Origin of the sequence: Streptococcus oralis (assembly GCF_023109315.1) — a bacterium.
GTDB lineage: Bacteria > Bacillota > Bacilli > Lactobacillales > Streptococcaceae > Streptococcus > Streptococcus oralis_BS.
In genome coordinates this window covers 318,345-342,489 of sequence record NZ_JALDUF010000002.1, presented here as the reverse complement: position 1 = coordinate 342,489, position 24,145 = coordinate 318,345, and the positions used below count along the sequence as shown (strand labels likewise).

Annotated in this window: 24 protein-coding genes; 2 read left to right on the top strand and 22 right to left on the bottom strand. The window is 36.6% G+C overall.

The features are described 5' to 3' along the window. Nucleotides 1-14: 14 nt before the first annotated feature. A complete protein-coding gene (locus M1F74_RS04330) occupies nt 15-1,100 on the bottom strand; it encodes a toprim domain-containing protein (RefSeq protein WP_247946401.1) in 1,086 nt (361 codons plus the stop codon). 9 nt (nt 1,101-1,109) lie between these two features. Continuing rightward, entirely contained in the window at nt 1,110-1,751 is a 642-nt protein-coding gene (locus M1F74_RS04325; RefSeq protein WP_247946400.1) for a peptidylprolyl isomerase, read from the bottom strand. Between the two features lie 159 nt (nt 1,752-1,910). Between M1F74_RS04325 and M1F74_RS04320 the strand changes: the two genes are divergently transcribed. Beyond that, nucleotides 1,911-2,108, top strand: coding sequence for a hypothetical protein (locus M1F74_RS04320; protein ID WP_004249782.1), 198 nt, complete (start codon nt 1,911-1,913; stop codon nt 2,106-2,108). A gap of 13 nt (nt 2,109-2,121) precedes the next feature. Here the strand turns inward: M1F74_RS04320 and M1F74_RS04315 are convergent, their stop codons facing one another. The 5 genes from M1F74_RS04315 to M1F74_RS04295 form a co-directional block, all read right to left on the bottom strand. Next, on the bottom strand, nt 2,122-2,418 hold the full coding sequence (locus M1F74_RS04315) for a DUF5966 family protein (protein ID WP_070496553.1): 297 nt from the start codon (nt 2,416-2,418) through the stop codon (nt 2,122-2,124). 13 nt (nt 2,419-2,431) lie between these two features. Next, nucleotides 2,432-2,716, bottom strand: coding sequence for a DUF5962 family protein (locus M1F74_RS04310; protein WP_247946399.1), 285 nt, complete (start codon nt 2,714-2,716; stop codon nt 2,432-2,434). A gap of 74 nt (nt 2,717-2,790) precedes the next feature. Further along, entirely contained in the window at nt 2,791-9,009 is a 6,219-nt protein-coding gene (locus tag M1F74_RS04305; protein WP_247946398.1) for a DEAD/DEAH box helicase family protein, read from the bottom strand. 47 nt (nt 9,010-9,056) lie between these two features. Beyond that, nucleotides 9,057-9,467 (bottom strand): thrombospondin type 3 repeat-containing protein, encoded by a 411-nt coding sequence (locus M1F74_RS04300; protein WP_109289490.1) that lies wholly within the window; start codon nt 9,465-9,467, stop codon nt 9,057-9,059. 150 nt (nt 9,468-9,617) lie between these two features. Further along, nucleotides 9,618-10,184, bottom strand: coding sequence for a PBECR4 domain-containing protein (locus tag M1F74_RS04295; protein ID WP_000013901.1), 567 nt, complete (start codon nt 10,182-10,184; stop codon nt 9,618-9,620). A gap of 18 nt (nt 10,185-10,202) precedes the next feature. On the opposite strand from M1F74_RS04295, the gene M1F74_RS04290 reads away from it, so the two are divergent. After that, a complete protein-coding gene (locus M1F74_RS04290) occupies nt 10,203-10,391 on the top strand; it encodes a hypothetical protein (RefSeq protein WP_071788347.1) in 189 nt (62 codons plus the stop codon). Nucleotides 10,392-10,421: 30 nt separating this feature from the next. Here M1F74_RS04290 and M1F74_RS04285 read toward each other — a convergent pair whose 3' ends face one another. From M1F74_RS04285 to M1F74_RS04215, 15 genes are all read right to left on the bottom strand, one after another. Then, the gene (locus tag M1F74_RS04285; protein ID WP_247946397.1) at nt 10,422-13,235 is read right to left on the bottom strand and encodes a phage tail tip lysozyme; all 2,814 of its coding nucleotides are present in this window, start codon (nt 13,233-13,235) and stop codon (nt 10,422-10,424) included. Nucleotides 13,236-13,246: 11 nt separating this feature from the next. Continuing rightward, entirely contained in the window at nt 13,247-15,604 is a 2,358-nt protein-coding gene (locus M1F74_RS04280; protein WP_247946396.1) for a VirB4-like conjugal transfer ATPase, CD1110 family, read from the bottom strand. Then, nucleotides 15,555-15,914 carry a PrgI family protein gene (locus tag M1F74_RS04275; protein ID WP_001097589.1) on the bottom strand — a complete coding sequence of 120 codons (360 nt, stop codon included), beginning with the start codon at nt 15,912-15,914 and terminating at the stop codon, nt 15,555-15,557. Before M1F74_RS04275 ends, M1F74_RS04280 begins: the two co-directional genes overlap by 50 nt. Before the next feature lie 53 nt (nt 15,915-15,967). Then, complete coding sequence (locus M1F74_RS04270) at nt 15,968-16,822, bottom strand: conjugal transfer protein TrbL (RefSeq protein ID WP_247946395.1); 855 nt, start codon at nt 16,820-16,822, stop codon at nt 15,968-15,970. A 16-nt stretch (nt 16,823-16,838) separates the two neighbouring features. Beyond that, nucleotides 16,839-17,081 (bottom strand): hypothetical protein, encoded by a 243-nt coding sequence (locus M1F74_RS04265; RefSeq protein ID WP_000627865.1) that lies wholly within the window; start codon nt 17,079-17,081, stop codon nt 16,839-16,841. 20 nt (nt 17,082-17,101) lie between these two features. Further along, on the bottom strand, nt 17,102-18,979 hold the full coding sequence (locus M1F74_RS04260) for a VirD4-like conjugal transfer protein, CD1115 family (RefSeq protein WP_247946430.1): 1,878 nt from the start codon (nt 18,977-18,979) through the stop codon (nt 17,102-17,104). Beyond that, on the bottom strand, nt 18,979-19,467 hold the full coding sequence (locus tag M1F74_RS04255) for a hypothetical protein (RefSeq protein ID WP_084925383.1): 489 nt from the start codon (nt 19,465-19,467) through the stop codon (nt 18,979-18,981). Before M1F74_RS04255 ends, M1F74_RS04260 begins: the two co-directional genes overlap by 1 nt. Then, the gene (locus M1F74_RS04250) at nt 19,457-19,756 is read right to left on the bottom strand and encodes a hypothetical protein (RefSeq protein ID WP_247946394.1); all 300 of its coding nucleotides are present in this window, start codon (nt 19,754-19,756) and stop codon (nt 19,457-19,459) included. Before M1F74_RS04250 ends, M1F74_RS04255 begins: the two co-directional genes overlap by 11 nt. A gap of 333 nt (nt 19,757-20,089) precedes the next feature. Continuing rightward, nucleotides 20,090-20,677, bottom strand: a complete 588-nt coding sequence (locus M1F74_RS04245; protein WP_247946393.1) for a CPBP family intramembrane glutamic endopeptidase — start codon at nt 20,675-20,677, stop codon at nt 20,090-20,092. 2 nt (nt 20,678-20,679) lie between these two features. Further along, complete coding sequence (locus M1F74_RS04240; protein WP_000840776.1) at nt 20,680-20,913, bottom strand: hypothetical protein; 234 nt, start codon at nt 20,911-20,913, stop codon at nt 20,680-20,682. A gap of 12 nt (nt 20,914-20,925) precedes the next feature. Beyond that, nucleotides 20,926-21,306, bottom strand: a complete 381-nt coding sequence (locus tag M1F74_RS04235; protein ID WP_000566534.1) for an arsenate reductase family protein — start codon at nt 21,304-21,306, stop codon at nt 20,926-20,928. After that, complete coding sequence (locus M1F74_RS04230) at nt 21,299-21,748, bottom strand: hypothetical protein (protein ID WP_247946392.1); 450 nt, start codon at nt 21,746-21,748, stop codon at nt 21,299-21,301. The genes M1F74_RS04235 and M1F74_RS04230 overlap by 8 nt, the downstream gene beginning before the upstream one ends. Next, entirely contained in the window at nt 21,732-23,090 is a 1,359-nt protein-coding gene (gene dcm, locus M1F74_RS04225; protein WP_247946391.1) for a DNA (cytosine-5-)-methyltransferase, read from the bottom strand. The genes M1F74_RS04230 and dcm overlap by 17 nt, the downstream gene beginning before the upstream one ends. Nucleotides 23,091-23,188: 98 nt before the next feature. Beyond that, nucleotides 23,189-23,968 (bottom strand): replication initiator protein A, encoded by a 780-nt coding sequence (locus tag M1F74_RS04220; protein WP_247946390.1) that lies wholly within the window; start codon nt 23,966-23,968, stop codon nt 23,189-23,191. Continuing rightward, entirely contained in the window at nt 23,965-24,138 is a 174-nt protein-coding gene (locus M1F74_RS04215) for a hypothetical protein (protein ID WP_247946389.1), read from the bottom strand. Before M1F74_RS04215 ends, M1F74_RS04220 begins: the two co-directional genes overlap by 4 nt. Between the last annotated feature and the right edge of the window lie 7 nt (nt 24,139-24,145).

The window sequence follows — 24,145 nt, the reverse complement described above, 5'->3', positions numbered from 1 at the left end:
TCTTGATTTTGTTATCACAATTCTAAACATTGAGAGATTTGTCTTACTGGTTGATTCCCCAATGTCTCTTTTGCAGTCTCGAGCATCAATTGTAAATCTGATTTCTTTTCTCTAAGGACATCATTCCAGTCTACTTTTTCTTTCCCTGATTCATTATCAGGAAAATTCAGGAAAACAGGAAATCCTGATTGAGATAACTTATCAGAAAAATCTTTTCCAGCATCATCACAATCTACTGCCAGTGTCAATAAATCAGGATGATTATCAAAATAAGTAGTGGTATCACGAATTGTATTAATCAAAGGCAATAACTTTGAAGGTATTACTGTATCTAAAAATTCCAACTTCTGATTTTCTTCAGCTATCAGTCGTAAAGTTTGATAAGCAACAACAGATCTTTTTAATCCCTCCATAGATACCAAACGAACATCAGTTAGACTTTGTTGATGAAGTTCGTAATAGCTCATTAAGTCAATGAACGATTCACAAAAGACCAGTCTATTAGGTTTACCAATATCAAAGGATATCCCAACATGTCCATGGCTTCCTTTTAGAATCGTTTTTAACCTCTCTCTTGGAAGAGAATGACTCTTATAAATTCCTTGTAAGCTTGCTGCCTGCAGCTTGTGACGATGATCAAAGCTTTTAAAAACGATAACAGGTTCAACTGTTTCATTTGTTTTCCAACTAGCTTGTGCTATCAAACCTTGTTGAATCATCTTTTGTATGATTTCTTCTGAAATTCCTCTACATTCTGTTAAATAATATCTGACCAGACTACAGTTAGAATCTTCTATTCTCTTTAAAGGATAATAAAATGGTCTCTCTCTTTTTTCTTGAACAGCTTCTTTTTGAAAAGGTTCTTCAGAAAGAAAGGCTAGAGCTTCTTTAAAGGAAATTCCCTTAACAAGTCGAACAAAATCAATGACATCACCTTGAATATCTCTTGAAAACCATTTAAAAGTATTGGTAGTTGAAAAAATCCGAAATGAATCGTGTTCAGAATGCTCATAGACACTGTTCGAAACTTGTTTAAAAGAGATACCCAAACGACTCGCTACATCAAGAATTGAAATTTGCTTACATTCTTCTATTTCCATGCAATATCATCATTTTGTCGTAGTATTTGGCAGTGATGGTATTGATGATGATTCTTCTAAAGTTTTAGGAGTGGCCTTATCTAAATCATCTAACCCAGATTTCCAAACCTGCACTTGATTGACCAATAACTTACCAGGTAGTTTAGAATAGGACAATTTAACAGTTCTTGTTTCTGTCTGATTAGTCTTTGATTGGTTGGCATTCTTTAAATCGGATACATAGGTTACATTATAAGAGACCATGGCAATGGCTTGATTCGTAGTCTGATTGACAAAGATATCTGCTTTTTCAAAATGATAATCCAAAATATAATCCTTATACACTTGGTTCATGGCATCATTTTGACTTGACAATTCTTGAGAATAAGCCGATTCAGTCATATAAGGTTGAATACGTGTATTATTTTCTCCGAGCTTTTCTTTCGTATAGTACTGCGTCAAAAATTCTTTTACAGTATTCGATGACAAAATGCTGGCTTTATCTTCTGCTTGTTTATCCTCTACAAGTTTAGCTGCAGCCAATTCGATTTCTTTGCGATTTTGTTTAGCAGTAGAATGTTGACCAACAGTATATCCCATCATGAGAATAAAGCTAGTTGCAGCTACTGCTCCAACACTAATTAAGGCTTTAGTTTTGACTTTATTTAACATCTTAGACCTTCTTTCTATAAAAACTAGGTCAAGAATAACAAAAAGAACTTGTAAGTTTTATCACATCACAACGAAAGGTAATTCCTACATTTCAGGCGCAAAATCGTACAGTTCAGAGAAAAATATCAAAATTAGCTGTCTTCAGTTTATAATATAAATATGAACAAATTAAAAGAAGAAAATTTGAGAAGAGCTCTTTCTCATATTGAACGACATAAACAAGCCATAAATACAAGTAATAACAGTGAGGATAATGATTTTCATAAATTATTACTCCAATTTAGCTATGAAGTATATGAAAGAATCAAGGCAAATAAAAAACCTTATCCAAATTTAGATTCAGATAAAGTCTTTTGACAATCTAAAAAGTTCACATTTTTTTCTTATTTATGGAGTTGATGAAGCGCCAACTGAATCCTAGAATCAACATCAGATTGATGAAAAGGTACACAGCCGTAAAACTAGTTAAACCATGTTGTCTGATATCATCAAAATATAAACTAGGTTCAGTAAAGAACAAATAAATTCCATAGACTTCTACGAAAATAAGAAAACTGACAAAACCAATAAGGAAAAGTCCACTGGCAATAAGAAAGAGTCTCCATAAAAGAATGAGAATTCCTCCTACTGCTAAAAAAATTACTGGGATAAGGAGTAAATCATTCATGACTTTCTCCTTTCTAGTCAATCAATTGACGATAATGGGTGGCAAGAGAGGAATCAAATTCCTCTAGCTTTTGAACCAAGTCCAAATACTCCTCTTTTTCATGCTCTTCAAAGTCCACACCTCGATGATTCTGAAGACCGATTTCCAATTGACTAGTGAGTTCTCGTTTGGAAAAGCTGTAATCCCCCGTCACTTCCTCATAATGTTCCTTTAGTTCCTTGTAGGCATTGTATTCTTCAGGTGTTTGAAATCCCTGTACTAAGGCCTCTTCTAATTGATAATAGGTATCTTCCATCATAATCGTTACCTCGTTTCTTTCTATCTTTATTCTACCGCGCTTTTCTTTTCTTGTCCGCTATTTATATATATTTTTTAATCTAATTCAAAAGAAAGTTGTTCTTGCTTTTCTTTTCCTTTTTCGTGGAATTGTCTTAAGGCCTGATCAATAATATCTAAATCCGTTTCTGTTTCAATCAATGGCGCGAGTACATCGTATTCGGCCTTTTTTGTTTGATAATCCTCTTCCTTTGGAAAATTTTTCCCAATTTCTACCTTAGCAGTAGTCCATTTATCCTTTAATTCATCCAATAAGTTCTGAGTTTTCACTTGGTCCTCTTTAATGTGATCAATCGTATGCTGAAGCCTTTGAATTGTCCCCAAAGGGGAATACAAATCTAAACTAACAGAATACTGATTTTCTCCTACAATCTTAACAGAGAAGGTTTCAGGAAGAGGTTGATTTGTTGGAAGGCTAAGCATTTTAATGTCAAATCCTCGATAGCTTGCTAGGGTTCGGAATTCTTTGCTGTCAGCTTGATTATGACGGACAAGACGGTGTAGGGATTCACCTGCTTCAGCTCGTTGCTCAAAAACTTGCTTGCCTACTGTCATAGAAAATGCCTGGTCTTTCGATATTTCAGACTGTTGAATATCGCCTTCATACTTGCTTAATCGTTTCTCAAGAATGGGCATATTTTCTTCACAGTAGGAGATTGTGTGACGATAGTGATCCTTGCTGCGTTGAAAGGCGCGTCTTTGATTTTCTAATAGAGTTAGATCATTCTCTAGTTCCATCTTATATTTGAGATAAGGATTACCTGTTGCTAGTGCCTTAAAATCAGAAGCTGTCATGGTCTGCTCATCAATGTCTTCTGCAGCACGAATCGGCTCCTTAGAAGTCATAATCTGCTTAATATAACGGAGTTTGTTCTCCTGAGTTGCCCATAGATAATTATCAAATGAACCTTTGGTAATATAGTGGTAAATATCCACTTCCTTATTTTCATTTCCTTGTCGGATAATACGTCCATTGCGTTGCTGAATGTCACTTGGTCTCCAAGGGACATCCAGGTGATGAACTGCTTTCATCTTGCTCTGAACATTTAAACCTGTTCCTCCTTTTTCAGTTGAGGCAAGGAGAATCCGCACCTCTCCTGCATTAACCTTTCGAGACAAACTATTCTTCTTTTCATCACTATTGGCATCATGTACAAAGGCAATTTCCTTACTAGGGATTCCTCTATCAACTAATAAAGCCTTAATCTCAGAATAAACATCAAAGCCATTATCCTTTTTCTTAGGTGTGCCAATATCTGAAAAAATCATCTGAGTAGCCTTATTTTCCATTCCCTCACGATAAATTCTCTCAACATTATCCACTACCTGAAGCAGTTTATGATTGTCTGCTAGACTATAGCTGGAGTCCAATAAACGCATATCAATAGCTAGTTTTCGTGCCTCACCCGTAATTTTTAACATGTTATCCTGGCTTGGATCAACTGTTCCACATTTGACCATATCTGACCTCATAACTAATTCTTCTAAATAGAGTTTCTGGTTTTCAGTTAACTCACTCTCAATAGGGATAATATGAGCTTCTGGAACAGGTAAATCCAACATATCTTGTGTTTGAATGTCGGCTGTTTCTTTATAAATTTTCATCAACTCAGGTAGATTGACAAACTTTTTAAATCGTTTCTTAGGTTGGTACTTATCCCCTGTAGGAGCTAATTCCATAGAGTTTTGAATTTCTCCAAAAGCACCTACCCAAGAGTCAAAATAATCAACTTGATAGCGTTTTAAGATATCTGGTTGAATATAGTTCATCATAGTATATAACTCACTAATAGAATTGGAAACAGGTGTTCCTGTCGCAAAGACAATATTTTTAAAATCATGTTCTTCCTGAATCTGTCTAACCTTCATTTCCATATCCACGTTCTTCTTAGAAGTTGTATTGGTAATTCCTGCTACATTTCCAAGTCCAGTAATTGGACGAATATTTTTAAAGTGATGTGCTTCATCCACAAAGAGAAAATCAATTCCTAAGTTCTCAAAATCAATAAAACTATCACGATTAAAGCGTTGGAGTTCTTCCAATTGTTTCTCTAGACCACTTATTGATTGCTCTGCTTCTTTAACGGTATACTTATTTTCAGAATGTGTTTTAATCTCTCGTAGTTCATTGAGTTTATCCTCGATATAATTCATCTGTCTTTCCTTACTGACAGGGATTTTTTCAAATTGAGAATCCCCAATGACAATGGCATCGTAATCTCCTGTAATAATACGTGACACAAATTGTTTTCTTCTCGCCTTCACAAAATCTTTCTTAGTGGTCACAAAGACCTTTTTAGTAGGGAAAAATTTCATGATTTCTTGGCCAAATTGAGCAGACAAACTAGAGGGCACCACATACAAGGGTTTATGAACCATCCCTAACTCCTTTAATTTAAACCCAGCACCAAGCATGGTCAAGGTCTTTCCTGAACCTACCTCATGAGCTAATAAGGCTCTTTTTTCTTCTACGATTCTTTGAATGGCATTCTCTTGGTGAGGACGAAGACTTATGTTTTGTGCCAATCCATCAATAACTAGATGGCTACCGTCATACTCTCGACTAACCGTTCGATTATAAAGACGATTATAGCTTTCCTCAATGACTTGTTGGACTTCTGGATACCGTGAGACAAATTCTTGAAAGAGCTCTTGTAAATGCTGCTCTTTTGCTCTTAGAACAGAGGTTTTTTCCAAATCTGTGATGGTCTTTTTCTTTTCTCCTTCCGTAACAGTCATAGTAATCGTCGGTTGGTTCGAATTTAGTAAATTCTCAAAAATCTTTCTTCCTGTATCATAACGTGACCCACTAACTCCAAGACTACTATCTTTGGCACTTGGATAGCGATAAGCAAATGATGTCCTTAAATGAACCTGGCCATCGACAGGATTCACTTCAATGACTTGTTCAACATCAGGCGAAGACAATTCAAATTCACGATTGGTAAAACATTCAAAGGCAAATTTACCATAAACGGATTGAGGAATCCAACGTGACCCTATTTTAAACTCAATATCTGCCAGATGAATCCTTGGAGGGCGAACAGATTCTAACAAATCTAAAACGTGGTTCCAATCATAATCTTGGTTGTTTTCCTCCACTAATAGTTGAACTACTTCTATCTTGTTGAGAATGTCTCCTGATAAACACTGGTTCTTAGAAAGATATTTTCTTTCCCCTCTTAAATAGCTTTCTGGATCTATTAAAATCTGGTCACCTAACTCATCTAAAATAGCAGCTTGGCTATGTTCGGGATAAATTGATACCATATAGTCTAAATCAACCCCTCTACCATCCGATAAACTAGAGTTTAAGGCATCTAGAGCCGTTGAAACTCTTGCAATCACTCTCTCTGGCCTAACCAATGCTTTCTCAAAGGCTAAAGATTTTTTATATTTTACTTTCTGATCTTTAGAATCAATGTACTCATCTTCTAAACTTGCTAGTAAAGAATACTTATCGTCACTATCAAATAAGTTCCGATTGACTGAGGCATTCAAGTATCCAAATTGACTTACAAAACGGTCATAGTCACGATTCAATTTACTAAGCAACGCCTGAAAATCTGTCCGACTATAATCTGGATGACGTTGAATTTCAATTAAGGATTGATAGGTCTCTCTCAAATCAACCATGCCCTTAATGCGACTAATATCCTTATCCGATAAGGGACTTTCATAAAAGACAGTTTTTTTGAACAGTCCCTTATATTTCCCTCTTTTACTCGCTTCTTCTGACTTGTAAACATCTAGTGCTTTCTCATCTGTCAAATGAAGTTGCACGAATCGGTCTATTTTATGTTCAGACAAAGAACTGTCCCAAGCTTTAAAATCTCCCTTCTCATCTACATAATAACTAATTTCGTCTACTTTTGAACTTTTCCGAATGCCATGCGTATCTCGGTAATAAATTTGATTCCCCTCATATCCAAAAGAATAGAGCGCTAAGTTCTCACGTATACGACTTGGAATAGAATTATCCACTTCTTCTTGGATAAAAACAGGTGCTTTCAAAGAATTGTCAATTTGTTTAGGTGCTTCCACATTCTCTAATGCTTCCATAATGTCAGTAGCTAATCTTTCTGATACCCCCTTAACATTGAGGGTTCCTCCATTAAAATTACGTACCTCATATTCACCCAAAACTTGTGTATTGTATTTCCCATCAAAATAAGGATTGATCCAGGCACGTTTATCCTCCTCAAAGGGAATAGAGCCACTAAAGACAAGCTCCTCTTCATTAAGATTCTTTGTTTGATCCTTTTGAAAGAAGAGGAGATCTGTAGTCACTCGAGTACCTGCAATCTTTTTAAAAGCCGTATCCGGCAAACGAACTCCCCCTAAAAAATGAGTGTTGGTTTTAATCTCTTGTAAGACATTATCTGTTCGCTTATCCATTGTCCCGATAGATGAGATAATCGATACTTGTCCTCCGTCTCTTACTAAATCAAGTGAGTGTTTGACAAAGTAATCATGAATCATATAAGGTTTATCATAGTTTTTATCGGCAATGCGAAAATTTCCAAAAGGAACATTCGTTAAGACTAAATCAAAACTATTATTTTGATAGGGAACTTCTTCAAATCCTCGAACTTCAATATGGACATTTGGATGGAGTTGTTTTGCGATTGCGCCAGTCACACTGTCTAATTCAACCCCATAGAGTTCTGATTTATCTCGTATACTTCTAGGCATCGCCGCAAAGAAGTTCCCAGTCCCCATAGAAGGATCTAATATCCTTCCTCCCTCAAAACCATCATCCAGTAACTTTTGCCAAATCTGGCGAATAATCATTGGGTCTGTATAATAGGCTGTGAGAGAACTTTGTTTCATAGTGGAGTATTCTGATTTACTTACTAAACTCTTAAGAGTTAAACGTTCTGTTTCATACTTTGGATTGAGTTCATCGAAAAATTCATTGGCAAGACCACCCCAGCCGACATACTTGGCTAGTAGTTCTTGTTCTTCTGGATTCGCTTGTCGTTTCTCTTTTTCTAATCTTTTAACAAGTTCAATTGCGGCTATATTCGTTTCAATTTTTTCTCGATTTGTCTTAGGATAAAAGTCCTCTAAATCATCTGGAAAATCAAAATCTTGAACGGGGACATCCTTCTCTTCTATACTTGAAATTAAAGGTTTTGTTTCCTTATCCTTTTCATTTTCATTTTCTTCTTCCAGATAGGAAAACAAATCTATTTCCTGACTTTCACTTGATGAATCAATCTCAATCTCTGAATCTTCTTTTTCAAGTTCTACATGAGACAATACTTGTTCAATCTCTTCCAAACTGTTCAAGTATAAGATAGGATTCTCTTCAAATAACTGGTCGGAATCATTGAATAGCTCTAGGCGAACTAAGTCATTTAACTGTGCATTTTCAATCGAAACCAACTGAAATACTTGTCCTTTATAACTTACTTGAGAACCGATTGGATATTCCCTCAAAGCTTCTTCTACAATTTTATCGACATTAGAAAAGGAGTTAGTTTCTTCCGTTCCCTTTTCAATATCACTTGAAGGAGATAAAACTTCCTCTACTTGATTAGACTTTTCGCTTTTAGCTTTTACTTCATCAAAATGAGTAATTATCTTCAGCTTTTGTGTCAGTGGGAGTTGTGTGTAGTTTTCTTCATGATGGACAAGATCCGTAACGGTATCTAAAGTAGCCATCAATTCTGAACCTAAATAGGCTAGAACATCTCCCTCTTTTTCTTCAAAATGAATCTCAAGAACCTCTTTTTTTAGTTCTTTGGAATCAACCATTAGAAGAAACTCCTCTATATCTCTACTAATGCGGTCAGATAGATTATTCGCAACCCGATAGACATTGACTAAATTGACATCCTGATTCTGATGACATACAAGCTCACTTAATGGTTCTAACTTCTCTTTTTCAGATTGGATGTAAAATCGAGTGGAAAGGTTATAGGTTGCGACTTCTAGCACCAAGTTTTTCTCAAAATTACTTAATTGAGATAATTTACTTAGACCTGCTTGTCCAAAATTTCTTGTGTAACTTTCTAAATCTTGGTCATTATTTTCAGAACTGGCCTCTAGGAAAGAAATAATATCTTGATGAAACGAATACACATGAGGTATCTCTTCTATCCTGCCCTCTTCAGCCAAAAAACTCTCTACCAAGTCCTGCCATTTCTCATCAAAATGTTGCGCTTGATAACGAAGAAATAGGTCCATTTTCTCCCTATCTTTTGGAATTGTTCCACGAAACATAGCCAATAATTGCATTACTTCCATACTCGCTCCTTTCATCTATACGAAAATAGGAGAATCACATGATTCCCCTACAACTCTATCTCCATTTCCACCTCTTGAGGACTGGTTTCTAAATCACTAGACAAAAGAGAAACGGCATCTGTTCTCATGTAGTAAGTATATAAGTCTTCTAGGTCCTGTTGGTTTTCAATCCCTGTTTCAATACTAATCATAGCCTGTATAAATTCCTTGTAGTGACTCTCCATCATATCTGAAATCTTTTGTTTCATTTCCATAAATACTGAAGACGGTTCAGTTATACTTATTTGATCTATGTTTTGTAAATCCTTTTCTAAGGGATTGGTTCCTTCTTCTACTTCCACTAAATCTGAACGACCATCACCATCAGAATCTGCGCTAAGAGGATTGGTTCCTAGCGCAAATTCTTGAGCATCAGTCAGTCCATCTTGATCCGAATCACGTTGATAAATGGCTTCCATATACTTCCTTCTTTCCTAGTTAATCTTTTTTCACTCCAATCCTACCAAATATTCCTTGAAAGAAGTATCACAACAAAAAAGAGAACGAGCCAAAACTGCGTTCTCCTGAAAATGATAAAAATATATTTTATGCCACAAAAGATATGTAAACTAATCTTTTGAATAATAAAAAAGTTCCGACGTTTGTAAATGTTTTGAGTAAATTGAAATTACTTTTTGACCTTTTGGAAATACTGTCTTTCTCTTCAAATCTAATAAAGATTGAGGAACAATTTTCCTTGATGTTTCTTTCAATGTTAATGCTAGTATCTGTTTTCTTGTACGTAGAGCATAATCAAACTCCAAATACAAATAACGTCCTGAACCAGTTAGATGAACATGCTTTCCCAATAACTCCTCAATGGATCCTAAAACTTGTAACTTTTGCATCGTGGTTCCATCTTTTTTTATCTTCAACTCATCAATTATGACATGTCTATTTAAACAATCGTCAAAGAAACTGCCTGCACCTTTTCGGTAATCAACACCACATAGGTGCATGAAATTAGTAGGTGAAAAATGAAGTTCAACACTTTCTATTTCAGTTTCATAATACATGATTTTGCCAACGAAGTGCTCTTTAAAAAAAGAAGCTGCAATTTGTAACTGAGTAAAAAAACGCTGAAGTTTTATTTTTTCGGTGTAATTTGGATTACGATAATCTCTAGAATTTGCCATATTTTCCTCACAAAAAAGGTGGTTTACAGAGTCTGTAAGCCACCTAGTCAGTCGGTTTATTCTGGTGTCTGCCACCGCTTGGCCCTTACGTCCAAGATTGCTATCGGATTTCGTTCTGGTGTCCGCCACCGCTTGGCCCTTATGTCCAAGATTACTATCAGATTGACCATGAGCCGACCACTCATCTACACTATTTATTTTACCTGAAAATAGCTAAAATTTCAAGTGTAAACTCTTCTATTTCGTAGTATAGGCAAAACTAATGGCGCTATCTGCTTGCGAGATTTTTCTAAAGGTATAGTTAGGATTGCCACCATAGTTAGTTTCAGACACAAGGAAAGAACCATCATCATAGACCTTCTCTACAAAAGCCACATGACCGTAGATAGCTGGTGTGCCATGTGTACCTCCTACAAAAGAAACAATAGCACCTGCTTTTGGTGTGGAACCCGTTTCTCCACCAAGACTTGAAGCTGTCGCAACCCAGTCCTGACCATTTCCCATGGTATTAATGATTGAAATCTTCTCTCCATTACTTCCTTTTAATTTTAAGCCTAACTGGTTCATACGAGCCGCAACACCCCATGTACATTGTCCATAGGCATAGGCCATACCATCTCCACCACCAGGAACAGAATGATCATACAAGTCTCCACGAACACCTTCAAGGGATTGCGGGTCACTTTTTGCCTGTCCTCCATTTGTTTGGCTAAAGCCTTTTTCAATTTGGTAATACCATTCCGTTGCTCTGGTTTGTCTTTCCAGTAGTTTGTCACCAGAATTTCCCTCCCAATAGGTAAGGAAGAGTTGGGCTAGATTGGCTGCACTGCCCGTATTTCCAAAGAAATCCTTTAACCAACTTTGATAGTAAGGACTATCCCCATGAAGCATAAAATCAAGTTGGAGATCTAAATCATACCACTTCTTATTTTTGATATGTGCATAATTCAATAAGGCTGTATGACGTGTTGAACCATCTGCAGTATCCGTCCATTGACCTAAACCCAGACCTCTATGAAGAATATTAGGATAAGCACCACTATAAATGGCTGGCCCTCCTATCGCTAACCAGGTTTCATCATCCCATGAGGAATCGGTAGCGCCAACAGGAGGAGATAAATAATCCCCTTCAGCTCGTTTAGGATTGATAGAAGACTCTACCGACCAATTTCCTAAAATGGCCGCAATGGCTTGGGGGCTTGCCCCTTGAGATTTCAAAAACTCATAAATATGTTTCGCTCGTTCAAACTCATCTCCACCAAACTGACCAATGGCAGGTAAGATAGTGGTCTGAAGTTGAATGACTTTTGGAAAATAAAATTGCGGATTGACATACACCAATTTTTCTTTCTTGTTCTTATATTTTTGATAGGAAACTTTCAAACCTGTATCGTCTGGTGTTTCACCAACAACATCACCCGTTAGGACTCTTGTCCCCTCAATCGCACGGCCATTATGAATGGAATATAAGGTTAAGCGACTCTCATTCTCTCCTTTTCCGTTAGTGAGAATAACATTGTCGCCATCTAGAGATACAACTCCATCCATTGGTGCGACAATTGCTTGGTGAGCTTTAGCTTCTAGTAGAATGTACTCCTGAAGAGTAGGTTTTCCGTCTAAATCATAGTATCCATAACGATAAGTCATGGTTAAACTATCTTCGTTACTTTTCCCTTCAAATGGATTGTCCAATTCCTGCATGGAAGCATACATACCCTCTTCTTTTAGTTCCTTCATTTCCTCTTGATCGTCTTTCGATAGTTTATACTTAGGAGTTTCATAGAGGTCTTGCATGGATTTCAAATCATCCCCATCGTTTAAATCATGCCACAAAGTAGACAGATAATCCTTGTAAGTTTCTGAACTAAATAAGTGAACTGGTTTGTGTAACTCATAGTCATGGAATTTAAAGTTCATATAGCCCATCACATCATCAATTTTTGTGTAATAGGTAATTCCTTTGTCATTTGTGCGAGTATGTTCTGCATCTTCCCAAGTTAGGTGGGTATAAGCTTTTGTTAATTCAAATTCATCTTGTTGAATCAAACTAGCAGATGAAAATCCTAAAAAGAAGCTCATCATAAGTAAAAAAAGAAAGACTATTCCTCCAACTATCCAGGTTGCAGGATTCCCAGCCGCAAATGTAAAGAAGGAAAAGGCTGCTTTTAGTTTTTGATAGATGTTTCGGACACTTGTAAGACCTTGTTTCTTTAATTTTCGATACCGATTTTTAAAGGAACTTGGGTTATCTTTCGCTAGTTTCCATCCTTTTCCATCCTTAAAATGATGGTATCGCTCTTTTGTGTTGGTCAGTCTTTTCTTGGTAAAACGACCTGTTGCTTGTCCTGTTTTGACACTAGCTTTTCCAAGATTATAAGAAAGCCGACTGTAGCGTTTTCCTTTTCTAATGGTCTCTTGTAGCGTGCGATAACCTTCTAAATCTCCATTTTCTGAAGCTAACACTCCACCTTCACGTCCAAGGACATAAAGAAAAGTTTTGGCTTTCCTACTGACTTTTTTGGACTTATAGGTTTGTTTAGTAGATTTTAGATTCTCTTTTGCAGCCTTGACTTCTTTCTTAGCTTTTAATTCTTCTAAACTCTTCCCTTGAAAGAAAAAATTAGATTTTTGTTTCGATTCCTGACCGTAGAGAAATTTTTGATTGATTTTTCTTTCTTTACGACTCTCTTTTCTTTCTTCTTTTGCTTCTACCTTGGCTTCTCTAAATTGCTTCTTGGCTATTTTCAATCGTTTCCTAGCATGAGGCAACCGTCTGTCTCTTAATTCTTTCCGATTCAAAAGAGATGGAGGACTTTTTTGAAGAATATGATTGTAGTCTTCATTTGCTTGTTTTACTCTCTCCTTTGAAGCTTCTCTCATCTCCTCTAGCTTTTCTTTTATCTCTTTTTCCCATGCTTTTTCATCCAGTACAGCGGAATCTTTTTTCTGTTTCTTCACCTCCTTCTTCCCTTTTTTCAAGAATTTCTTCTCATCTTTTAGACTTCTTCTAAATGCCTTTCGGGCACGTATGATTTCTCTCTTATCCTTCATTTACCTTCCCCTTAATTAGAAGCCATTTTATCAGGAACCGTACTCATGATATCAAACAATTGAGTACCTTGAGGAATCTTATTTTTAAAGGGTACGACAACTGAACCAGCTTTTATCAGTCCTGCCCCTTTTTCTGGATTGATTAGGTATTTTTCGAGTTCTTTTGACAAGCCTAAGAGTTGAACCAGTTCTTCTCGGTCATTTTTTGCTTGCTTGAGGAGAATCATAAATTCACTATTTGCAATAATCCGTCTACCATTTGGATCTAACAATAAGGTTTCGACGTTTTGAGTTATTCCAGTCGGACTGGCTCCATATTTTCTGACACGACTCCACAATTTAAAGAAGAAATCACTGGCATATTTATCTAATAAGAGAAGCTGCATTTCATCAAAATAAATCCAAGTCTTCTTCCCTAATTTTTGGTTCCGAACAACACGATTCCATATCTGATCAAACACTACCATAAGAGCGATTTGTTTCAGCTCATCTCCTAACTTTTTAACATTATAGATTAAGAAATTAGATCCTGTCTGAATATTGGTCTTATGAGAAAAAATATCAAGAGAACCTTCGACATACAGTTCCATATCAAGTGCCAAATTCTGCGCTTCTTCTTCTGGTTGTTGACTCAAGACAAAGACCCATTCTTCCAAAGAAGGCTCTTTAAATGACTGATAAGTGAGTCTGGTAACTCGGTCGATAATCGATTTTTCTCTTCCATCCATTTTCCTATCCAATAACTTTCCGATAAAGGATAAAAGAAATTCTGATTTTACCTTTACAGGATCTTCATCCATATTTTCCTCAGACAAGTCAAGAACATTGAGATAAGTTTGGGAATCGGGCGCAATATCAATCATTTCTCCCCCAAAAGTCCGTCCAATAACACTGTACTCTGCTTCTGGATCCACGATGATAATTTCGGTATTTTCACCAGATTCCTTGATTTTGGTCGTGATAATTTCATGCTTGGTTGCCATCCCTTTCCCAGCTCCTGATGTTCCTAAAATCAGACCAGACGGTGTATTTAATAGGCTTCGATCAATGGTAATAATATTGCTTGAGATTTGATTGATACCATAATATTTCCCACTACGGTCTTGTAAGTCTACTGAAGTCCATGGAGAGTTCACTGCTACATTAGATGTTAATAAACTCCGTGATACTCCCTCTAGAAAATCACAACCAAATGGCAGCAAACTATTAAAAGCTGCTTCTTGCATATATGGAAGTTTATCAATCATTAGGTCATTTGAGCCGGCCACTTGTTGGATAGTGTCTAGTGCTTGTTTGAGTTCTTCTTCATCCTGACCAAAAACACCAATCAAGAAGACCGTTTGAAAAAGTTTATCTCCTGTCTCTGTCATGGTTTTTAAGAGTTCCTCAGCTTCGTCGATATTGCTTTCTAATACATGACCTACTTTTTCCAAATAGATACCTGTACGAGCTAGTTTTTGTTGTTCCCCAATCTTTTGGGATTCCATCAAGGTCTTCTTTGTTCGTAGTTTCTTCATAGCATCTGCCTTGGTCGAACTTTGAGCATGGAGGCTCACAATCAATTCCAAATCTCCTTGCATGAGGTCTCGAATAAACTGATCCCCTAATTCCATGCCGTAGTCTCTCACATAGACAATCTGCAATAAGCGGTCATTAATTTGTAGGTAATTCTTGTTTTTAAAATCTAAGATATTAGGTGCTATGAAGTGACGAGTTGTCTGACCAGATCTCGTTAAATCACGGTAAGAAAAAGGAAGATGGTGTTCTCCTCTAAGCATATCCGCCAACAAGTTCACCCGTTCTTCGCCAGCCAAGGATTCAAAGCGAGCATCAATTTCTGAGAAACCACTCTTGAAATATTCTCCAATTTGAGACAAGGAACGATAGGCTTGTTTGGGATTAGTATCCTTTCTTCCAAAGCTAATCAGTTTCACAGCTGAAAAGTTATTTTCCCCACTGTCTAAATTTTGATTCATCATCCGATTCAATTCTTTACGATAGCTATCATACCCATCTTCTTTTTCCTCATACAAAACACTTTGTCTGAATTTTTCTAAATTCAATCTTTTATTAAAGATAGTCAATTGGAAGTTGGTTTGGTCATCTAAGGAGTTAATCAAATCAGAATACTTCTCAATGATTGCGCCCTTATCTTCCAAACCAACGGTCTGATAATTGACATCACCAAGTAAATAGCTTTGTGAGAAATAATCTTCTTTCACTTGCATCAGACCATTTTGATACAGGGCTTGATAGGAAAGAGTATTAGCCGTTGATGGTAACACTTCCTCTTTTTTTCCTTTAACTACTTCTTTCTGATTAGTCATTGAAGTTTTTTGTTTCTTTAATGTATTTGATTTTCTTTTCATGTTCAGGTCCTTTCTTTCCTGTAATTGTGCGTAGGGGAACCGTTAATTCAAAATGAAGACGGTATTTCAAATAATGTTCAAAATATAAATCATTGGGTTTATAGACTCCAAAAAGCATGAGGGGGATGGTAAAAGCAAACACAAAACCGTAAACAAACCAATCTCCAAATTGCCAGAAAAAGAGATTCAAGCCCAAAACAATAATTGTGACAATAAAGGCTGGTAAAACAAAGATGATTTGTCTTGTGGTGAAACCTAACCAAGCCCTGTGTTGGTATTTTGAGATGTCTTTAAAGACACGTGTATTCATGACTTTCCTTTCTAAAAAGGCTAAGAAGCAATCACTTCCTAGCCTTTATCTAATTACATACCTAAGATTGAGCGAGCCGTACGTTGAGAATCAACGAGGGCGATAATCAGTAAGATAGCTTGTATTAAACTACCAAACATAATCGCAAGTGATTGCAGGACTCCTGCACCATTTGAAACAGCTATTTTTCCAGCTGATTCAAATAAAGGAACAAGAGAAACAATCAGAAAAATAAGAATCCCTTGTACCGCATAAACCATAATATTTTTTAAATAGCCAATACCAATAGACTTCCATTCATCACTTAAAAATGTTGGAATCGTAAGAGGGGCAAATGGAATCATAAGGTAGAGTTGAATAAATCGAATAGATACCAAAAGATTAACCATGGCTACACTTACTATCCGAACAAGCCAGATAAGGAGGGCGAAAAAGCCCACAATCATTCGGCCAATAAATCCTGACCCTTTTAATCCAGAGAGCGTATCATACTTTGCCCCACCGTGAGCCACAATCGAGGCCACTTGTTCAATGGCGTGACTCGCAATCCCGATGATGGCTTCTACAATCACGGTAGTGTTGGTAATTACAACTGCGACCATAATATAACTAATCAACATCGGCGCTAATGCTTCAAAAGTCATCGCTCCACCAGAGTTAGCAATTTTCTTTGCCATCTTCGAAAATTCTAAGATGAGAACAACTGATAAAATCGCAACTCCAAGGGGCTGCATGACACTTTTAGTAATACTAGACATATAAGTCCAAACGGTTGGATTATAGCTAGATAGAGATTTAATCAGATCTACCGTAGATTGTAAATCCACATTAAATCCTTCAAATAAATTTTCAGCTGATATTTTTTCAGATGCAAGGTAAACAAAGGGTGAGACTAAACTAAGATTCATGTCATTGTTTATCCTCCTAAATTGAAATCTGGGTTACAAAGGCTCCAGCAGCCCCGACCATAACACCACCGACAATTTCAAGAATGGCATTCCGAACACCTGGTCCACCATCTTTAATGTTGGTTGCAAGATTGACAATCCCCACAACAACGAGAAAGGCACCAACCGCAATCAATCCCTTCTGTAACAAAGACATAGCTTGTGCGAACATAGCACTTGCGTCTACTCCATAAACAAAACCTTTAAAATGCGTAATCATCTATTTCCTCTTTTCTATTTTTATTTTAAACTAGATTCAAAAGTTAAATCACGAATTCTAAGGCCTTCAAGATGATTTTCTTGGCTTTGATTTAAATGATTGATTTGATAGTTCCACCACCGTTCATCGGTTTCTTGATTGGCTAGGTATTTCCAGTTTGGATGCTTAATGGAATTGTACTTTTTACTTTTAAAGACAGGCATATTGGCAATTCGAACCAAGCATTCATGACGTTTCATATTTCCGACTTCATCGGGTGTCATTAAATCACGAGCAATCTTTTGATGGGAAAGGGAGCCTGAACCTGTCTGGCCAAAGGAACGACTAGTATTTCGAACATCAATGGTTTGTTTACCGAGTAACCCACTCATAAATTTAAAGGTATCTTCATCATTACCACCTAAGTAGACTAAGCTGTCACAGTTCCCAAGAATAGTTTTCCAAGCTTCTTTTTCTTTATAGAGACCTTGAAGTTGGGCAATATTTTGTAGAATAGGAACGAGACTCATATTCCGAGAACGGACTGTTGAGGTTTGTTCAGCAAAATCTGGAATTTCTCCGATATTTGCGAACTCATCTAAGTAAACTCTCACATGAAGAGGCAATTGCCCCTTAAAATCAATATCTGCTTGTCTTGTTAGGGTTTGAAATACGGTTGAAAAAAAGAGGGCTGAAAGAAAGCGAAAGGTACTATCGTTATCTGGGATAACTAAGTAAACCATTGATTTTTCCTGGCCCCATGTCTTCATATCAAGGGTATCTTTTTTGGTCAAATCCATGACACTTTGAATATTGAAGAGGGCAAATTTAGCAGTGGTTACAGCTATGACAGAATCCAGAGTCTTATCCTTATAATTTTGGAAATCTGCCCAATTTCGCATGGTAAAATTTTCAGTTCCATACTTTTTAGCATAATTTTCAAATAGAATTTCTAAGACACTTTTTTCTTGATTTTCACCCTTGGATAAGTGTTTAATGAGTTTTGAGATTTCAGCAAAACTTGGATAACGCCCTCGTTTTTTTCGCTCTTCCACTTCTTTTTTTTGACGTTTCAACAAGTTTTGGTATTCCTTTTGACTTAAACGACTTTCTTCTATGAGCTGTTCTCTTGTTTTGGGTGGATTATAGAAATCGACCAAGTAGGAGGCTAAAGCTCGTACCAATGTCATAGAAGCTTCATCCCAAAATGGATCACTACGAGAGCCAGAGCCTTTGGTGTTATTGAAATAAACCGTCAGCATGCGATTCAAATCATTTTCTGTCTCTATATAGCGGAAAGGATTGAAGCCATCTGAGTTCTTCATATTGACTAAATCTAACACCTTTACTTGGTAGCCATGTTCTAAAAAGAGTTTGCCTGTTTTCTCGGCCAAGTGATCTTTAGGATCCACGACAATATTTGAACTATTCATCTGAATCAGATTGGGTTTCACAAAGCGAAATGTCTTCCCACTTCCTGAACCTCCAATCACCGCAATATTCTTATTTCTATCATATTGAGGTGGTTTTTTATCTAATAATGTCAGACGAACATCTTGTGATAAGATCGTATCATGAGAAAATTCCTTGCCGTAAAAGAGCTTCTTTTCTTTTAGAGTTCCAAAACGGGCGCTCCCGTATTCTACCCCTTCTCGGTATTGTTTTTTACCAGTCTCTAGATAGAGATACACCAGCAACATCATCACAAAGCCTAGTAGAAAAAAAGCACTTGATTTTCCAGTAAAGGAAACATTCCATGGCGACTGAAGAACTTCATCTTGACCTTCCATCAGAAGATGAGTCCATTTATCTAATGTATTTCCAGTATAGGAATCATACAAAAGCGTCAAACGATGAAAGACATAGCCTAGTAAGATGCCTAACAGTGAGAATAGTAGGAATTTCTTTCCACTGTACATCATCTCACCATCTCTTTCTGTTTGACGGCCCCTTCTTGTCTAAAGGTTATTTGGGATTTAGCCTCATCAATTGCATCGTCTAATGACTTATCCATGGTAAAATCAGCTAATTTCTTCGGATCATTGACCATTTTTTCTAACAGATGGTCTAAATGATTGTCTAGAATCGAACGGTCTTTCGTGTAGAAATGCAGAGAATCCCCTTGCCAAGCGATGGCTAAAGGAATCTCTTCTTTTTCTAAAAAAGCTTTAAACTTCTCTATATCAATTGGTTTGTCTAAAAAATCTTTTTTCAGATTAATCGTATCAATCGAATAAGGAGATTGTAGCAATTCTTCTAATTTCTGCACCCCTATCTTATAGGCGGAATCCTGTGCTAAAGCCTGACGTCTAGACCATTCTAGAATCTTTAAGAGACTTCTTACAGTAAATAAAAGACTACGCTCTGCATATTGAACTGCCATTCGTTCCTGTTGTTCAGAGGACATCTGAGGCCTCCTTCTTCACAAATAGCAGCTTTCCTTCTTTATAACGATAAGCTATCAATTCCTGACGTTGCTTAATCGACTTGACAACCTGCAGTAGATCTCTCGAATAAGGTTCTCGAAGAGTAACTTCTACTGCTTTTCCATCAAAGATACCAACACGTTTAAATTCAATGTAGTCTTTTTTGAGATGTCCTAAGCCCATACCAAAAGGAAAGTGATGAATCAATTGGATGGTACAACCACCTTTATTTCCCATTTGTTTCAAATCATACAAGTTTACTACCTTCATGATTAACTCCTTTATCTAGTTTGTCGCATCGTTTAAGTCTGGTAACGATAAACTCCGTGTCTGTTAGAAAATTCTCACACACGTCTTGTGCCAGTTGCCCTGCACAGGGAAATACTCTCAGTCCCTACTTACACAGGCACGCTAATCAAGACGGAGTGGATTCAATTTTCAAAGAACAGGTAGCTTTATTATAGATAAGAGTAGTTGAAATTTTTATCACATTTTTTATTTTTCTGTAGAGCTAAATTCATACTAATCAAAGAGTTTGAAATAAAAGACTAACATTGTTACATAATGTTAGCATTTCATTTCCCTAAAACAAGCTAATTTGGTCTAAAAAAGCAGCAAACTATAAACTAGTAGGTTCCACACCAAATGTAGACCCATGCTTCCCCATAAGTCAGATTTATAGCGCACCATCCCTAAAAGGATCCCAAGTGAAACATATAAACACCAAGCTAGAATGGTTCCTGGATGATGTACTAAGGCAAATAAAACACTTGTCAAAGCAACTCGAATATCTAATTTTCTGACCAGGTTCCATAGAATTTCTCGATACAGAAATTCTTCAACCATACTCGCATTGATTAAGAACAATAAAAATGAAAACCAAGGAACCTGATGTTGAAGGCCAATTAAGTTTGCTTGATTCGTGGTTCCTTGAGCATGAATCAGACTAAAACATAGGCTTATAATCAGTAGGCTAACGAATCCAATACCAAGCCATTTCATCCTAGTTTTCATATTGACCTTGACCACTTGTTTTCGTTGGCCATACATCCATAAAAAAGAAATGAGCGACGCACAATAGAGAATCTGTAGTATGATTAACTCACCAATACAAAACAATTTCAGTAAGTATAGGGATACCAATAAGACATTTACTTGTTGGAATATATAAACTGGAATTATTCTTTTCATAGTTACCTCCGAAATAAATCTTCATAATCTAAATCTAATACCTGCACAATCCTTTCTACCCATGGACTTTGAGGCATTCGTTGTTCCATCTTGTAGTGGCGTATTTTTTGATACAAACGATTCAATTCACTTGGATAGTGAAACTCTCCCGCAAACATTTTTCTGGTTAACTCAATCCAGCTAATATTTCTTTCAGCCAAAATAATGGACAAGTTCTCCCAAAATCGTTCAGCCATATTGCTTCTCCTTTAACTAGATAAATAATGTGTTTGTGCCATGTAAATCAATTGTTTCGTATCTCTTGGCAATAGAGCTCTAGCCTCTTCCAAATTCAGATTTGGATAAACCCGCTTATTTGAAACCGCAAGAGGAAGCCTGATGCATAGTTCAGGATTTTTTAAGATCATTTCAATGAAATCCGTTAATCTTAGATTGTCACGGTTCTTAAATCGTAATAAATTGGGAGATAGAAACTCAAAACAATCTGAAGAATAGCTCATCATCTCAATTAATTTATCCTTTGTCATTTCAGAAATCGAATGACAAGACACCTCGATGCCATACTTTTGAAAGAAATCCAAAAGAAGTTGATTTCTTTGGCTATTTTTACTTAGATAGAGATCAATCATGGGATACCTCCCAAAGATTCGGTTCCATTTGATATTCTGAGACGATTAAGGAATCTAATGAATTTGAGAAGTTAATCGATTTCTTGTCTTCATCATAAGCTTTTACAGTTACTTGGGTTGTAAGTATTCCCTCTTCTCCCTCGGCTCGATAGCCTTGTCCATATAAAACAAAAACAAGATTTTGATGATCATCTACAAAGGCATCAACCCCATTCTTTATGTCATGACTTTCAAGGAATTCCATAACGTTTTGAAGATAGGACTCGTAAAATAGTGGGTAGTTGTGTTTTTTATGGTAATCATCTAAAAATATTACTTCAAACTCACATGGATAATTGGGCATCAAAAATAATTGTTCATCCAGCTGTTTGATTTCTGCATCATGTAATTCTGTTTCTAATTCATCACAATCTAGTATTGATTCTTTATTTAATGCTTTCATCTTTTTCCTCTATTTCTTTTAATTTCTTTGCGATCGCGGCAATCACAGGAACGGTTACACTATTACCAGCTTGTTTATAGAGCTGACTATTACTAGAGACTTTTCTCGCAGCTTCAAAAGCCCAATCAGGAAAGCCCTGCAAGCGAAAACACTCTTTAGGAGTGATTCGTCGTATCCTCAGACGGTAAAATTGTCCATCTATCAAGACACCAGCTACATGATAAACTTGTTTATCTTCTCCTTCATAGCTAGCCACTACTACTCCCATTTGACCACTAGTTGTTAACGTATTCGCTATACCTTTTCCAACTCTACCACGCCGATACTGAGAACTTGGTCTTTCCAAATTGATTGAATCTCCAATCTCTGCTTGAGCATATCCTTTTTTAGTTGCTTCCCTGACTTTTAAAAATTGGATTGGTTCTGTAATCAGTATTTTGGGAATTTTATCTCCTCCTTGCATCGTAGTCAGTGTTGGAGATAAGCCCTCACTTCCATAGACGCGACCGGTCTCCTTAAAGCTAGTGGGTAAATCTCCAACAACGACAATGCCATGACGATCCTGAGTATTTAAAGTAAACATCGGCTCTTGATTTTCCTTAAAGCGTCTACCATTTTGTCTCTTGTCTAATCTGTCTGGTGTCATACAAGGAATCGCAATCTTAAATCCTTCTCCTTTCCCACGCACTAAGGTTGGCGCAAGACCTTCTGAATAATAAACTTTACCGCTCATTCCACTTTTTGATGGATTCAAATTTCCTAATGTTTTTAAAATCTCAGAGTTAGTTGCTTGACCTTCTCGTCTGAAAGGAAATAAGAGTCTGGTACCTTTCTTTCTAGAATGTCCGATAATAAACACCCTCTCTCTGTTTTGGGGAATGCCAAAATCCTTACTGTTAAGCACCTGCCACTCAACATCAAACCCCAACTCATCAAGTGTGGTAAGGATTGTGGTGAACGTCCGTCCCTTATCGTGATTGAGTAGGCCTTTAACATTTTCAAGAAAAAGAAAACGTGGTTGGATTTGTTTGGCCGCCCGAGCAATTTCAAAGAACAAAGTTCCTCTAGTATCTTCAAATCCCAATCGTCTTCCTGCGATTGAAAATGCTTGACAAGGGAATCCCCCACAGATGATATCGACTTTCCCTCTAAGTTTTTTAAATTCATCATCTGAAACATTTCGTATGTCATGAAATTCTATTTCTCCTTCCGTTTGAAAAATAGATTTATAAGATTCTCTAGCAAATTTATCAATCTCACAAAATCCAATACACTCGTGTCCGACACTTTCCATTCCTAGTCGAAAACCACCGATACCTGAAAATAAATCAATAAATTTCATTTCTTGATTACCCCTTTCTGATCGACTATTAATGTCCAAAGAGTCAAACCACTTGAAATGAAAATGAGCATAACTAATATCCACTCGATTGGCGACATTTAACCACCTCCTTTTCTAACACGGTTATTCCAAACAGAATACAAGCCGTTAAACACAAATTCACCAAGCACTTCCGCACGTCTAACAAAGCGGACATTATCTAGAGCATACTGATAGATTCTCTCAAAATCAGTCATAGCAATTTCACTGGCTGTTTCAGAAAAACCCTCTCGTCTAAATTGATCTTGTACCAATCCCCAAATATAATCTCGATCATATTTTGTGACCTTTTCTACTTTTCTTTTCAAGATAGGATGAGTATTCCTATCCTCCTCATCCTCAATAAATAAAGAATCAGTCTCACTATATTTAGTCTCACTAACTTCAGTCTCACTAGGGGCTGAATGTGAGACGGGGGCCGTTTCATTTTCAACCTGCCCTAGTCTTTTTTTAACACTAGGCCTGTTTGAATTACCTACTGGGGTAGAAGATAATTCCCCTAAATAAATCTTATTAGCTAGTCTTCCTTTCTCACTTGAAGACTGTTGAACTTCATCAATTAAGTCATATTCTTTAAGAGTTTTTTTGATGGACAGTAATTTTGACTTCGAACAACCTAACAGCCTCATCAGTTTAGAATTAGAAAATACTAAATAGACCGCGCCTTCTTCATCTATCCAACCACGACTGAGAGATAATTCTAAACGATCTTTTAAAATAGAATAAGCCACCTTTACTTCTAGTTTCATATCCATATATTTCTCATCCTCAAAAAGAATTTTAGGTAATTTATAATACCGTTCTGAAGTTTGGTATTGATTTGCGGTAATTCGTTTCATAGCTCTCCTCCAAGTTCTTTGAGTATTAAATCGCCATTTGATTCCAATCGAAACAAGCCACTTTTTTCTAATTCAGCCATAAGAGAGATGGCTTCAACAATGTCAATTCCCATTTCACGTACTAAAAATGAAATGACGATATAGCGTGATGATTGTAATTCTTTTGTCATTTTCCCT